A 15,300-nucleotide genomic window follows, 5' to 3' on the forward strand; every position below is an offset into this window, starting at 1 on the left:
AACTCAATGGTCGCGATCGCATAACTATAGCATCAGGTTAGAGGGTTACTTGCCCAAAAAATCGCTGGATTTTTTCGCCATCTTTTAACGGCTCAAAGCCAAGTGTAGCCTTAGATTCAAGCCTGTTGTCACCCCCTGAGATCCTTAACTCCAGAACCGGTGGCTTCTTCAATCAGGGCTTCGGCGCGATCGCCATCTTGATAGAGTAATTCTAAAAACTGCCAGGGTTCCATCCCGACTAACCGGGCGTAAAATCCAACTTCACCCATGATTCTGGCTTCTGACTGGCGCAAATACATACTGAGGCAATGATGGGCCTGGTTTTCGGGTTGGCGTTGGGTACGGAAAAAGGCTAAAGCATTGAGTAACCGGTCTTCATAGGGCGCGAGGGGTCTAATGTTCAGGTTTTGGGGAGTTCGTTGAGTCATAATCGATGAAACTGCGTTTCCTGTAGAAAGAGCATACCCCGTAAGGCAAACAACACACCCTACGGGGCTAAGATTACTCTATTTTGCCACTTTCGGAAGCATCAGAGTTTGACTCCCCTTTGTTGAACTCTGATAAAAGAGGAAATTCAACCTAGGCTTTTTTAGCTCTTTTACGAACCATGAAACCACCAACACCCAGTAGAGCAAGTACCATTCCGGGTTCAGGAATGCTCTGGCTCTGGTTTTGATCGGGGTCAAAACCGGTGTTGCTCAGGAGGAAGGAGTGGTTGTCAGTCTCAAAGCCACCACCTGCATGAGACACCTGTTGTAACACAATCCGGTCAAATACAGACCCGGCATCTTCAGCCCAGAATTCCAGGTAAGCATCTGCTTCATTCCAGAAGTTCCTTGCACGGTGAGAACCTTTAGCTTCCTGCCAAACAGCATTCAATTCAGCTTGATTTGGAGCATTACGTCCTGCTGACTGAAAAGCATCGATAAGCGTATCTCCTTTATAGAAGGAAATTTTATTGTTGGCGCTCACAGAACCCCAGTTGAGACCAAAGTAGTTAGCTGTTTCATTGAGTTTAATCTCAACATCAGCTCCTTTGAAAACGGTGAGGTAAGGGTTGTTGTGGTTAACAGTGCCATTAATATTTTCTGGAACCCATCGGTCAGCAATTACAGCACTCCTGCCAGGGTTCAAAAATGTATAAGAGGCAAATTCATTGGTGAAATTTGCCTTAGACCGACGGCCGCGTTGATTAGGGATTAAGTCATTGAAGTCAACAGTAGCCGTATTCTCAACTTGAGTGGCAATCCCCATATTGCCATGTTCACCATAGGAACCCCCCTTATTCATGCGGAAGCTAAGACCTGCATGAGCAGCATTATTTCCAATTCCGAGTGTGGAGAAAGTTGCTAGAGCCGCGATCGCTAGAGTTTTGTATGTGTTGTTCATGGTCTGTTCTCTTTTTTGTGTTTGTGTGTTAATCACATGGTAAAAAAAATTCTTGAAAAAGTAAACTCATTATTCAAAACCTTTATTCAAGCCTTAAAAAAACTGTTTTTTTACTGAAATAAACACCCCGACTTTGAGTAATAAAAATTGCAAAGTATGGCATTTATACTTAAAATGTGCATCGCCAAAGGGAAGTACGGATAAGGAAAAATTTTGGCAGTAAATTGGCATAAATATTGCTATAGCGTCGTCTCAAGACCTAGAATCACCATTCCTCCGCTTAAAGTGAGAAAAACTATGGCGATATCAATTGCTTTCATTAGGGCTAACACGTAAGTAATAGCACATATATAGTAAAATTTAAGGGAGATAACGGATAGGCTACTGAGCTGCAAGCCCTCAATTGTGGAAACGGTGATGGCGATCCATAAATCTAGGTTGACCTGCTGTTTGGCAGAAAAAGCGTTATTATCTTTAAACTTGTGTCTCTAAACTGAGTGCCCATATCCACCAACTGTTTTAGTCCATGAGTTTTAAGGAAGAATTTGAACTACTGCTGCGATCGCGCTATCCGATCATCTATATTCCCACCGCCGAAGAAGAACGGGTGGAAAGGGCGATCGCCGAATCGGCCAAAAACCTCGGCAGTCGAGGAGTCTATACCTGGGATTTCGTCGATGGTTATCAAGGCAACCCCAATGATAACGGGTTTGGTCGTCGCAATCCCCTCCAAGCCTTAGAATTCGTCCAGAAAGTTCCCCCCACAGCCGCTGGAATTTTTGTTCTCCGGGATTTTCAGCGCTTTTTAGAGGATGTTTCCATATCGCGGAAACTGAGAAATTTAGCCCGCAGCCTCAAATCGGAAGCCAAAAACCTGGTGATTCTGGCTCCAGAAATTGCCATCCCCACCGACTTAACCGAAGTGATTACTGTCTTAGAATTTCCCTTACCCCAGAGTGGAGACATTCGGGAAGAAGTGAGCCGGTTACTGATGGGATTAGGGCAAGTCATTGAGCAAGAAGTCCTGGAAGAAATTGTCCGGTGTTGTCAAGGTCTTTCCCTAGAGCGCATTCGCCGGGTATTGGGAAAAGCGATCGCCACCCATGGGGAATTGCGCCCGGAAGATGTAGACCTAATTTTAGAAGAAAAACGGCAAACCATTCGCCAAACCCAAATCTTAGATTTTTATCCCGCTCAAGAACAAATTTCTGACATTGGCGGTTTAGAAAACCTCAAAGATTGGCTCCTGCGGCGCGGTGGCGGGTTTTCCGAGCAAGCCAGAGCCTACGGACTGCCCCATCCCCGTGGTTTACTGTTGGTGGGCATTCAAGGAACGGGAAAATCGCTGACAGCAAAAGCGATCGCCCACCATTGGCATCTTCCCCTCCTGCGCCTCGATGTGGGACGACTATTTGCCGGACTCGTGGGAGAATCGGAATCGAGAACCCGGCAAATGATTCAACTAGCTGAAGCTCTCGCTCCTTGTATTTTATGGATTGACGAAATTGATAAAGCCTTTAGTGGCATGGGATCGCGGGGAGATGCAGGCACAACGAATCGGGTATTCGGAACCTTTGTCACTTGGTTAGCAGAAAAAACTTCACCGGTTTTTGTCGTTGCCACCGCTAATAATATCCAAAGTTTACCCCCAGAACTATTACGCAAAGGGCGATTTGATGAAATCTTTTTCGTGGGACTCCCCACCCAAGAAGAACGACAAGCCATTTTTGAAGTTCATCTCTCTCGGTTGCGTCCCCAAAGTCTGAGAAATTATGAGTTAAAACGTCTTGCCTATGAAACCCCTGATTTTTCGGGGGCAGAAATTGAACAAATGATTGTAGAAGCCATGCACATTGGCTTTAGTCAAAACCGGGATTTTACTACCGATGATATCCTAGAGGCAGCCAGTCAAATTGTCCCCTTAGCTCGCACGGCTCAAGAACAAATTGAATTGTTACAATCTTGGGCAGCTTCCGGTAAAGCAAGACTTGCCTCTCGTTCAAGTGGTTTAAAACCGCCCTTGTAGTCGTTATTATTTTCAAGATTTATTCTTATGGTTGGTAGATTAGTTTCAGGATTTTTTCAAGTATTTTTGGGGATCGCGTTGGCGATCGCCCTGATGTTAGTCGGTGGATTAGCCGCTGCCCGTTATTTTATGGCCAGAATGACCATTGACCCTCCCAAACCCGAATTTCCAGAGGCACAAGAGGCTAAACCCGCTTCTGCTTCCCTGTCTACTCCTGCTGAAGTCCAAAAGCCAAAAGAACCGGAACTTCCAGAAGGAGCCTACAAAGCCAGAGTCACTTGGCCTGATGGTTTGATCTTGCGGAATGCCCCCAGTTATGAGTCGGGGTCTATTGGTGGAGTCGGTTATAACGAAACGTTGTATGTGATTGGAGAAAGTGAAGATAAGATTTGGCAAAAAGTTCGGGTTGCTTCTCGAGATGCCTGGGTGAAAGGGGGAAATGTGGAGAAAGTGGAATAGAAGGGAATGGGGAATGGGGAATGGGGATGCAATTCTCTCTGCTATGAAGTACAGCTTGAAGCCTCAGACCCTAAGTAATACAAGATATTGCCTGTTGCCTATTGCCTAGCGCAAATCGCCTTAAATGTTAAGAAATATCTCTAAACCTCAAGCTTGATTGCAATTGAGGGGAAATTATGCACGGAAAAGAAACTTGGGTGATACCCTGAGAAGACAAAATTGATCGGCACTCATCCAGAAATTATCTTTTATGTATAATAAGTCTTCTGATTCGGATTGGCTCGAAGCGATCGTTACTGGCAGTATCGGTGCAGGTATTGTAACTTCTTTTGCCGTCAGTCAAGGGCAACATCCCCTAGTCGGTTTAGCTATTACCCTATTTGCTGGTATTTGCGCTTGGTTGATCGATCGACAAATGCACTAATTGACACCAACTCAATCCATGTTTACCCTTGTGTTACCATTCGGTAAATTCATCTCTTCGGGTTCTCGCTTAATCCAAAGCTTGCTAACAATAATCCTGATTCTAGGGTCGTTGACTCTCTCAGTCAGAGCTATAGAAATAGGAGATGATGGGCCACAAGTGCGGGAATTGCAGCAACGACTCCAAGATTTAGGGTATTTTAATTTACAACCTACAGGACGATTTCGGGAACTGACCCAGGAGGCGGTCATCCAATTTCAACAAGATCGGGGCCTAATTCCCGATGGTATTGTGGGAGCAGAAACTTGGAGTCGATTGCGTTCGGGAGGAACCCAGAGATCGACATTAGACAATTCTCCCGTACTCCAGCGCGGCGATCGCGGCCCGGAAGTCACAGCTCTACAGGAAAACCTGATGGCCAAAGGCTTTTTTAATGGCCCCATTACGGGATTATATGGTTCCTTAACCGAGGAAGCGGTTCGCTCCTATCAAGAAGTCCAAGGCTTAACCCCAGATGGTATTTATGGCCGCCGCACTCAAGCACAACTCGAAAATGGAGCGCCAGTGGGTCAGTCCTTAAGTTCAAGGTCAGATCCCCAAGTTCTAGAATTACAGCGCCGTTTAAAAGCCAGGGGATTGTATGATGGCCCCTTAGATGGCATCTTAGGCCCCCTAACCCAAGAAGCCATATCCAGAGCGCAACAGAGGTATGGTATTAGTCCAGAAGATATTCGCTGAGTTTCTCTAGGTAACCAATCCCCGCGAAGACAGCGACGGGGCTTCCAAACGTATCGGAGACTTTACGTGAGAGCCCCCTGAGCCAAAGAAATTACAAGTGAGCAATCTTGAGTCATTTTGCTCGAAAAGATCGCCTAAAATAGGGGCAGCATCGACACCTGGATTAAGATCTCCTACTCTCTATGGACTCTCTAGCCTATCTCCATCTAGCCCTAGCCTATCAAGACCCGACCAGCACCGAACGGGTTTTACGAAAATCAATCCAGCAATTTTGGCAACAGTTGCTGGCTAAACCAATTTCTAGTCGATTGATCCTACGATTACTCTCTTTAGGCATCACGCTGGCGATCTTGACTTTAGCGCAAGTAGCTCTAGCTCTACGATTCGGAGATTCTGGCACAGATGTAGCACAACTTCAGCAAAATCTCCAGCTATTAGGATACTATCGAGGCCCCATCACCAGAATCTTTGATGGAGTAACTGAGCAAGCAGTACTCAGTTTCCAACGTGATGCTGGTATTGGGGTCGATGGCATAGTGGGTTCGGAAACTCAATCTGCGATCAATCGGACCTTGTTCAACCAATTGCCACAAGCAGGATTCAATACGTTCCCTCAAATTCTGCCCCCTCCTCCAGCACCTTTTAATACGCCATCTTTTACACCCGGTTTCACTTTTGGCGATCCCCTTCCGAATTCCTTTAATCCGGCTCTGGGTCAACCCAACTTTAATCAACCCTTTGGATTACAACAAGTAACACCCAGTTCTCCGATCTGGCAGATTCAGCTACTGCAAAGTAGACTGCAAGATCTAAGATTGTATCGGGGCACAATTGATGGAATCTATGGCCAACTGACAACAGATGCTGTGGAGCAGTTTCAGCGCTTAAGAGGTTTATTTCCTAGTGGCATAGCTGATAGCAGAACTCTAGCAGAATTAGGCTTAGGATCAGACCCAATAGCCACAGGAAACAATACTTTTCCCCGCGTAACACTCCAAGGATATGTCGTAGTGATTCCAACCGGTAACAATTTTATCTATCAACAAATCCGCATACGGTATCCCAGCGCTATACAAACTCGAAATCGAAGAGGGAGATTTGTTTATATACAAGCCTATGACAATCGCGATCGTGCTGAGAGTCAGTCTGCACTATTGAGATCGCAAGGTTTTACTAATGCCAGAGTCGTCTATTTCCGTTAAGCTCTAAATATCAAGGATAATGATTCCTGTGGCGATCGCCCTTGAAAATTCACTTACCACCTAAACTTGTTACTCCCCTTAGATCCTCTATGACTGAACCTGTTGCCGATCTCAATACCCAATCTCCTATGGCGACGCGCATCCGTAATCTGGTAGTGGCATTAACGGCGATCGCCTTAAGTGTAGCTTTGTTTCTAGGTCTACAAACCCAAAATCCCTCTACTTCTCTGTCTGAGTTGGCCGAAACCTCTACACCGCTAGAAGTTGCCCTAGAAAATGAGAAGCCAACGTTAATGGAATTTTATGCCAATTGGTGTTTAAGTTGTCAAGCTATGGTTCCTGATATGGTAGCGTTGCGAGAGGGCTATGGGGAACAAGTCAATTTTGTCATGTTGAATGTGGATAATACCAAATGGTTGCCAGAAATGGATGCCTATCGCGTCGATGGTATTCCCCATTTTGTATTTTTAGATCGTCAGGGAGAGGCGATCGCCGAAACCATTGGCGAATTACCCAAACCCATTCTCAAAGATAAATTAGACGCTCTCGTGGCGGGTGTCCCCATTCCCGACGCTGGCAATATCGGCAAAGTATCCAGCCTAGAATCGGGTTCGCGAAACGAAGTCCCCATGGTTTCCGATCCCCGCAGTCATGGATCTCAAGTCGTACAGTAGGCGATCGGATGTCTCCAGGAATTTTATATAAAGTGGATTGTGAATGTTGGACAGAAGAATATTATTCAATACTTTCATCATAACCGTTTCATTGGTTTCCCTCCTCTAAGATATATTGATAAACCGATCGCGATATAAAAAACCTTGAACGTAATCAATTTGCATTCGTCGTGCAAAGGCCAAATCCTCTTCGGTTTCCACCCCTTCTAAAATGATTTTTTTTCCTGTACTATGCACATAATTAGTCAAGAACTGAACTAAACAAATTAGATTTTTATTTTGTTTATTCTGCACAACATATCGATCCAGTTTAATAAAATCGACCAGTTGCATAACCGATGTGGAGATCATCGATTGTGGATTACAAACATCATCAAGAGCCGTCTCAATTGTGGCATTTGATAATTCATGGATCATAGACAAACTCATCATAGCATGATTGATTTCAGTATTTTCAATTAACTCAACGACAATCCCATCACCAGTTTGATAATTATGAAATAACTCTAGAAATGGATTTTTTCCAGAATGGGTTGTGTATTGTTCTCTACTACAGGAAAAATACGAATCTTGATCGAGGTTGACAAAAAGCTTCGTCTTTTTGGGGGCATGAGCTAATTGCAGTATTTTTTGTTGATATTCAACCTCACAGAGTTGGAGTGGTGTGTTGTGTAAAGCTCGATATACTATATCTGGTGGAATGGCTTGATTAGAAGCATCAAAAAATCGGGCTAAACACTCGAATCCATAGATCTCTTGACTCTTGACTTCAACAATCGGTTGATACTCCACTCCATATCTTTGTTCCGAGATCAACTCATCTATACTCTTAGACCAATTGACCCAAGCATCTATCTTTTTTACTTTAAAACCTGAGCTATTTAAGCGCATTTTTTCTACTTTTCTTCATTTTTTCTGGAAGATTTGAATGATGTATGAACACCAACATTTTTTTCTTCGTTGTCAATCCAATGGATGTTTCGTTGCACTAGCATAAGATAATTGTGCTTTCTTACGCCTTTTGTCTTGGGTACTTAACACTAAGGATTTTGAGCTTAACTGGTGACCAATGGAGATGATCCATGACTAGCGCCTAGCACGATAGCATAGTTGCACGTATTGAGTTGAGTTGCAGATAGGGATTGAGATCCAACTTTACTTGGGGATGGCGATCGCGATATCGGTAGATTGATCGAGAAAGTGGTTCCTTCTCCCATTTTAGACTGGCACAATAGCTGACCACTGTGCTTATCAACAATTATTTTATAGCTAATCGACATCCCTAAACCGGTTCCCTTATCCGCAGATTTTGTAGTGAAGAATGGTTCAAATATTTTCGCTTTTACTTCATCAGACATTCCTGAGCCATTGTCAACAATTTTGATTTGCACTTGGTTTTCTCTTGCCATAGAAGTTTGAATTTTAATTTGACCTGTTTGGAGAGGACTTCCCTGCTCTTTCTGTTTTTTACTGCGCTCATCGAGTACATCAATTGCATTGGCGAGAATATTCAAAAAGACTTGGTTTATTTGTCCACTGTAACCCTCGACTTTCGGGATTTCTCCATATTGTTTGATGATGGCAATTTCAGAGCGATAATCTTTGGCTTTTAATCGATTGTATAAGATCAACAAAGTACTGTCTAAACCTTCATGGATATCTACCGGTTTCATGGTGGACTCATCAACATGAGAAAAAGTCCGCATGGATTGAACAATCTGGGCGATGCGTTCGGTTCCCACTTTCATGGAATTGAGTAAATCTGGAAAGTCTTCCATCATAAATTCGAGATCGGATTCCTCACTATAGTCAACAATGGCTTCGACCGGTTCGGGATAATATTCTTGATATAACTTGAGGAGGGTTAAAAGAGATTCGCAGTAGTCTTGAAGTGGCACTAAGTTACCTCCGAGAAAATGGAGAGGGTTCTTGATTTCATGAATGATACCCGCTAACATTTGGCCCAACGCCGACATGCGTTCGCTGTGAACGAGCATGGCTTGAGTGTTTTGTAATTCAGTTAAAGTCTCTTGTAGAGTATTGGCTTTCTCCGTTTGCTTTCTGAGGAGTTGTTCAATCTGTAGCATGTAGCGCTGAGAAGCTCTGAGGTAAATGCTCAGAAAGGTAATTAAAGCTGTACTGCCGATAATGATGCTCCAAGTCCGCCAATATTGATCGGGGGCAATGTATTGAGCAGTGGGGATCAGCAACCAAGAAATTTCACGATCGCTCACCTTTAGCGATCGCTGACAGGGTAGCGTCACGGAATTTCGCGATCGCCGCAGTTGACGAAATGCTTGCCCAGAGGCTGAACTCGTCGGAGGGGCAAATTCTGGACATAACCACCCCCGACCAATTAGACTTGGAGGGTTTTCCTCAAGATTGTTGACAAATAATCGCTCATTCACTTTATAGAGCGCTACGGGTTCTAGCTCTTGTTTCAGGTTACCTTGCCAAAAATAAATCTCTAGCTCGGTTAGATTCAGCCCCCGTAGGGAGTGTTCTAGTAATGCCTGAATTAATTCACTTGAGGTCAGCTTTTCAATCTGCTCTGGACGGATTTTTTGTTGAGTAGAGAATTGTTGTTCTAAGGAATGTTGAAGGCGATCGGCTTGAATCTGTAAGCTGTTTCTCAATTCGCGCCGCTCCCATTGCCAAGTCGCAGAAGCAAGAATCATCGCGAAAATTGCACTAAGGATGGTGAGGGCTGTAACGGGTACATTGCGATATAGAGCAATGGCGCGACGATTCCGATCTAAAAAATAAGTCATAGTTAGATTACTCTATTATCGCAAATGAAGATTGGGAGTATTGGTATCTATTGAGAATATTTCTTAATTATAAGGGTATGAAGCACCAAATATTGGTGATCTGAATCACATAAAAATCAAAGATTAGATTTAATCTTAGGTTGTTCTTACTCCCCACTGCCGACTCGCTGCTTGTCCTGAGTATCTTCCTATCAGGGTAACGACAGGGGAATTAACGATCCACTAGAATTTAAACTATTCCTACTCTCTGAACCCAATTAAGTTCATGTACGTTTATCGCACAGATCAAGTTAAGCACAAAGCCAAGCAGCATAATCTGGAGACCCACATTAATCGATTCTGTGATGAACTGTTGCCTCAGAGTGTCGATCAAGCCCAAGCTCATTTCAAGCGCCTGTATCCTTATCTCAAGCGCAAGGTTGACCATAATTATCGCTTGATTGCTCGCATGGTACGGGTGCAGGGAGAAAGTGCGGGGGAGGATGTTTTGGTGTTGCTTGATATCCTCAAGCGGGGAGCAAAAGACTATGAACATTTTCTTAGAGACCGGGAAGGGTTTGGCCAGCAGTATCTCGATCTTCAGATTCAACCTGGGGAATTGGAGAATTGGCTATTGGGTCAACACAATTTAGAGTTGGTTCCCCATCGGGTACGGCCATTGGTACAGGAAAACCCGGATTTATTACCCTGGTTAGAACCTCCAGGATGGAAACGGGAAAACCAGGGTGCGTTAATTTATGAGAGTGAAATTTGGTTTGGGGAGTTAAGTAGTGCAGCGATGCGATCGCACGCTTCCCAGTATACCCAATTAGTCGAAGTGATTCAGAGTCCCCAATCGACGGAACAGACGACTGAGTGGCCGGGAGTGTTGCTTTATGGAGCAGGCGATCGCTATATTCTCTTTAGTCGGATTGTCTGTGGGGATCAATCGTCGTCGATTCTGTTTCTACTGTGTCCCTTTTCCCATTATCCCACGCCCGAGGAAATCAGTGCTATTGGCGATCGCACCTATCTCTACAATCAAACTGTCAATTATCTGAACGGCCATTTCAACCTCAATTCCATTACTGCCTTAGCTCGCCGAGCCTATCCCAATTATTTACTCGCCCATGAGGATTGGCTGATCCTTGAGGGTTCCCCAAAGGTGAATTTAGCCCTGTCTGCGGAAGAGGAGAGCCTCTTAAACTTTGTCTCAACACCGGGCAATCACGCTCTTCCCTTGTTCTTAAACGGACAAGCTGGGAGTGGTAAATCAACGCTCCTCTTTTATCTGTTTGCCGACTATTGCTATCGCAAATTCTATTATTATGGCGATCGCCTCTTACCTGGCAATCCCCTATTTTTAACCTACAATGAGCGTCTGCTAGAGGTTGCCAAAGACCGAGTCCAAAAATTACTAAAATTTCATCATCGCTTTGTTTCCCAACAAACCAGCAACGATCCGATTCCTAATATCCGGCATTTTTTTAAACCTTTCCAGCGTTTTTTGCTTAACCTTTTGCCCCCAGAATATACCGAAAAATTTGCCTTAGACCGCTATATTTCCTTCCATCAATTCAAGGTCTTATATCAGCACTGTCCCCTTCCCACCGCCCACCATTACTCGCCCGAACGGTGTTGGCATGTCATTCGCACGTTCATTAAGGGATATAGCTTAGAAGAGATGACCTTAGAGGACTACGAGTTTGAAGTCCCACGCAAGGAAAGAACCGTTCCCATTCAAGAGTTTAAGGATATTTATACCCTTTGGCAAAATTGGTATCAGAGAAAAGCACAAGAATCTGGATACTGGGACGATCAGGACTTAATTAAACAGGTCTTGCAACTGCCCTTGGATTTAGCCCGCTATACCGCCATTTTCTGTGATGAATCCCAGGATTTTACCCGTATTGAGCTACAATTAATTTTAAGACTCTCTATTTTTTCTCGCTACGATCTGGGATATCAAACCCTAGAAAACTTTCCCTTTGTGTTTGCAGGCGATCCGTTTCAAACCCTGAATCCAACGGGATTTCGCTGGGATAGTTTTAAGGCCGCATTTTATAGTGAAGTGGTGATTCAACTCGATCCCACCCGTCAATTGGGGTTAGAAATGAATTTCCAAGAATTAGAATGTAACTACCGTTCATACGCTCCGATTGTAAAATTCAATAACTTGATTCAATTCTGGCGCTATCTCTTGTTTAATCACCGAGATCTAAAGCCTCAAAGAGTCTGGAAGCAAGGACAACTATTACCGGAAAAATTTATTTTAGAAGACAATTTACCCCGGGAAGTATTCAAGGAATATATCCAAAATACAATTATCATTATTCCCTGTGAAGAAGGGGGAGAAATTGCCTATATCCAAGAGGATGAAGTCTTATCTGAAGTGATTGAAGGGTGGAGTGATGGGGAGCCGCCCAAAAATGTCCTCAGTGCGATCGCCGCCAAAGGACTCGAATTTAAGCGGGTGATTTTGTATAAATTTGGGGAAGCCTGTCATCACCGGTTTTGGACGCTCCTAGAAGCCGATCGCCCCGAATTGAGCATTGAAGTGGAATACTTCTTTAATAAGCTCTATGTGGCAGCTAGTCGCGCCATTGAACGCTTATTTGTCGTCGATACTCCCTGGGGCGATCGCACCCTATGGGATCAGATCAACGATCCTCATCACGTAGAAACCCATTGGGGACGAGTGAAAAATCTCCAGGACTGGCAACAACGGATACAATTTTTGCAAACCGGAACGGATGAAAGTGCGAAGAATTTGCAAGAAGATGATTTACTCTCCGTTGCTCTCACCCTTAAAACCGAAGGCTTAAACGCCCAAGATCCCAAACTATTACGGCGAGCCAAACAATATTATCGAACCATTGGTAATTTAGAAGAAGGACATCTTTGTGAAGCTTGGGCGCTCAAATTTGAACAACAGTATCAAAGAGCTGGGTCAGAATTTTGGCAACTGGGAGAAGAAGAAGAAGCTTGGGATTGTTTTTGGCAAGGCTCCTGTTGGGCTGACCTATATCAATGGTATCAGGATGTGGCCGATCGCCCGGAACTTAGCGATCGCCATAGCCTCGAACAACCTCTGATTAACTTCATGGTCTCAGAATTTGACCAGGAAGCCATACAAACCCTCACCCAGGCATTACAAGTTTATCACCATAATCAGACCCAAATTTTAGAGCAACATCGTTTTAGTCCCCAATGGGCAACGGCAATCAAAACCTATCAGCAAAACATCGAAGAAATTAACGACGAAAGTACCTTACAACCCGCCATTTGGTACAATGTCGGTGAAGTTCTGCAAGCTTTATCAGATGCTGGATATCCAGGTCTACTCACTTCAGCCGGACTTTGCTTCTATCGCGGAAAAGCGTATCAAGAAGCCGTAGATTGTTTCACCTCTGCTCAAGCAACTGAACAACGGGAATATTATCTTGCCAAATCCCAATTAGTTGGACTTCCCGAAGGCTTAGAATATCTGAAACTGGCTTCAAGTGCTAGAGGATCGACCCCAACCAAGAGTCATTCCGATCTCGAACATCTCATTTATCAGGCTTGGAATGAAGCAGGATCTCCCAAAGACCCCGCCTGGTTACGTTATATTGCTCCTATTTTAGAAAATCAGAACTCTTACTATCATGCCTTTATGGCTTATCTGTATTTAGACGATACTGAAGCCCTAAAGCGCTGTTTTGACCAGATTTCCGATCCCAGAGAACAGCGCCAAGTTTTACCCCTATGGCTACAATATTTAATCCGTCGGGAATCTTGGCCAGAATTACCGGAAGTTTTTGAACAATGCACTCGCGAACGGTTAACCGATCTTGTCGAAAAAACTCAAGTTTTGGCGGTAGTGATTTATGAATTAGCCCATTCTAATTTGCATCCCAATCGCCTCTCAATTCCCGATCGCCAACGCTACGAATATTTAATTAAAGACCAGTTCCTGGGTCAATCCAACTGGCAAAATTATCTGTTGATGGAACAGGTGGGCATTGCCCTGGAAAAAATCGGCGGTTTGGGAGTTACCCTAGACTTTTATCAAACCTTCTGCGAGGGCAATTATCCCACCAACACCCAACAGCTTGCCCGCACGCGCTGGTTAGCCACCAAGAAAAAACAGGAAGACTATTACACCACCAAGGGCAAAACCAACCGCCTGATCCGTATTCGCTCGGAACTAGCACAAAAATCCCGCAGTTGGAAAATCCCCCTAGATACGGTATCAGCAACTCCTCCCTCTGCTCCCCAACACCGTCCTTCCCCTCCCCAGCCCCAGCAGAAAAATCTCCCTCCTGTTCCAGAAGTTACTAATACAGCTCCTGCAAATCAATCGGTTGAACGCTCTTTAGATAAGCCGATGACTAACGAGCAGAATATTGACCAGGTCGAAATTTTAGGCTTACCCAAAGAGGTAGAAGTGAAGCAAATTAGCCATGGAGTACTGTGGTTCCCCATTAAAAATCTCGTGATTAAGGTTACTCCAATGGTCAAACAAGTGTTAATTGCCGATATTCTCAGTGGCGATCGCCTGCGGGTCGATTTAATCAACTCTAGCCTATTGTTCAAAACCATGTCTATGAAAGGTTCTGGCAATGAACCCCTCATCTTTAGTTGCTTTAATGCTAGCTACGAAGGACGCTTAGAACCCGGCGATCCAGCCCAATTATTCCTCAATATTGCCGAACATCAACTGTGCTTCAAATTCAAAGGAAGATAAAATAAAGAGAAAATCCTGATCGACTTATGCACCTCCAATACCATCCTAGAGATTACTACCCCTCGGCGGAGGATTTGCCCGACTCAGACGATACTCCTGTGGATAATGAACTGCAAGATTTAATTCCGACTCTACTCAAAGCGATGCTGGCATCAATTTGGTCAGAGCGCATGGATTGGTTTTTTGGTGTAGATATGGGAGTTTACACCGATCCAAACCAACCGGCAATTGTCCCTGATGGATTTTTGAGTATTGGTGTCCCCAGAATTATTGATGAAGGTTTACGCTTATCTTATGTTCTCTGGAAAGAGAGACAAGTTCCCACTCTAGTGTTAGAGGTAGTCTCGAAAACCCAAAGGGGAGAATATGCCGAGAAAAAACAAAAATATGCCCAACTGGGCGTTCTCTACTATGTAATCTATAATCCCTTGCCGACAGAGCAACAGAGATTGGAAGTTTATCAACTTAAAGGGGGTAAATATCAATTATTGTCTGGGGAACCCATATGGTTATCCCAACTGAATTTAGGGATCGGTAGAGAGCGAGGGACGAATCAAGGAATAACCAGAGAATGGCTCTATTGGTATGATGAAAAGGGAAATCGTTATCCGACTCCAGAAGAGAAAGTAAAGAGTGCAGAACTAGAGCTAGAAAGGGAGCGTCAGGATAAGGAAAAGCAACAACAAAGAGCAGAGAGTGCAGAATCGGAATGCGATCGCCAACAGCAAAGAGCAGAGAGTGCAGAATCAGATTTACAACAACTCCGTGAGAAACTACGACAATTAAATATCGATCCCGATTCTTTATTGTCGTAGTTTCTAAACGGCGATCGCTAATTCAGAGAACATCTGACGCAGACTATTAGGAAACTATCAGCACCATCGTGTGTCATCCATTAAAGAAGGATTG

The 15,300-nt window shown here is 44.2% G+C and carries 12 protein-coding genes; 8 read left to right on the forward strand and 4 right to left on the reverse strand.

The annotated features are described in order from the left end of the window. Positions 1-128 precede the first annotated feature (128 nt). Positions 129-428, reverse strand: coding sequence for a hypothetical protein (locus J7545_RS17820; RefSeq protein ID WP_318700811.1), 300 nt, complete (start codon positions 426-428; stop codon positions 129-131). A 151-nt stretch (positions 429-579) separates the two neighbouring features. Continuing rightward, the gene (locus tag J7545_RS17825; protein ID WP_318700812.1) at positions 580-1,389 is read right to left on the reverse strand and encodes a PEP-CTERM sorting domain-containing protein; all 810 of its coding nucleotides are present in this window, start codon (positions 1,387-1,389) and stop codon (positions 580-582) included. A 526-nt stretch (positions 1,390-1,915) separates the two neighbouring features. Between J7545_RS17825 and J7545_RS17830 the strand changes: the two genes are divergently transcribed. The 6 genes from J7545_RS17830 (at position 1,916) to J7545_RS17855 (ending at position 6,912) form a co-directional block, all read left to right on the forward strand. After that, positions 1,916-3,415: an AAA family ATPase gene (locus tag J7545_RS17830; RefSeq protein WP_318700813.1), complete on the forward strand. Its 1,500-nt coding sequence runs from the start codon at positions 1,916-1,918 to the stop codon at positions 3,413-3,415. 27 nt (positions 3,416-3,442) lie between these two features. Further along, complete coding sequence (locus J7545_RS17835; RefSeq protein ID WP_271941685.1) at positions 3,443-3,874, forward strand: SH3 domain-containing protein; 432 nt, start codon at positions 3,443-3,445, stop codon at positions 3,872-3,874. Positions 3,875-4,124: 250 nt separating this feature from the next. Next, the gene (locus J7545_RS17840) at positions 4,125-4,298 is read left to right on the forward strand and encodes a hypothetical protein (protein WP_318700815.1); all 174 of its coding nucleotides are present in this window, start codon (positions 4,125-4,127) and stop codon (positions 4,296-4,298) included. A gap of 18 nt (positions 4,299-4,316) precedes the next feature. Beyond that, positions 4,317-5,036, forward strand: coding sequence for a peptidoglycan-binding protein (locus tag J7545_RS17845; protein WP_318719937.1), 720 nt, complete (start codon positions 4,317-4,319; stop codon positions 5,034-5,036). A gap of 182 nt (positions 5,037-5,218) precedes the next feature. Then, on the forward strand, positions 5,219-6,238 hold the full coding sequence (locus J7545_RS17850; protein WP_318700818.1) for a peptidoglycan-binding domain-containing protein: 1,020 nt from the start codon (positions 5,219-5,221) through the stop codon (positions 6,236-6,238). An 89-nt stretch (positions 6,239-6,327) separates the two neighbouring features. Further along, positions 6,328-6,912, forward strand: coding sequence for a thioredoxin family protein (locus J7545_RS17855; RefSeq protein ID WP_318700819.1), 585 nt, complete (start codon positions 6,328-6,330; stop codon positions 6,910-6,912). Between the two features lie 105 nt (positions 6,913-7,017). Here J7545_RS17855 and J7545_RS17860 read toward each other — a convergent pair whose 3' ends face one another. Then, entirely contained in the window at positions 7,018-7,803 is a 786-nt protein-coding gene (locus tag J7545_RS17860; RefSeq protein WP_318700820.1) for an EAL domain-containing protein, read from the reverse strand. 164 nt (positions 7,804-7,967) lie between these two features. Then, on the reverse strand, positions 7,968-9,683 hold the full coding sequence (locus J7545_RS17865) for a HAMP domain-containing sensor histidine kinase (RefSeq protein WP_318700821.1): 1,716 nt from the start codon (positions 9,681-9,683) through the stop codon (positions 7,968-7,970). Positions 9,684-9,948: 265 nt separating this feature from the next. Here J7545_RS17865 and J7545_RS17870 point away from each other — a divergent pair, with 265 nt between their 5' ends. Then, positions 9,949-14,391: a hypothetical protein gene (locus J7545_RS17870; RefSeq protein WP_318700822.1), complete on the forward strand. Its 4,443-nt coding sequence runs from the start codon at positions 9,949-9,951 to the stop codon at positions 14,389-14,391. Positions 14,392-14,417: 26 nt separating this feature from the next. Further along, complete coding sequence (locus tag J7545_RS17875) at positions 14,418-15,206, forward strand: Uma2 family endonuclease (protein WP_318700823.1); 789 nt, start codon at positions 14,418-14,420, stop codon at positions 15,204-15,206. The last annotated feature ends 94 nt before the right edge of the window (positions 15,207-15,300 follow it).

This window comes from Roseofilum sp. SBFL (assembly GCF_017746885.1).
Classification (GTDB): Bacteria; Cyanobacteriota; Cyanobacteriia; order Cyanobacteriales; family Desertifilaceae; genus Roseofilum.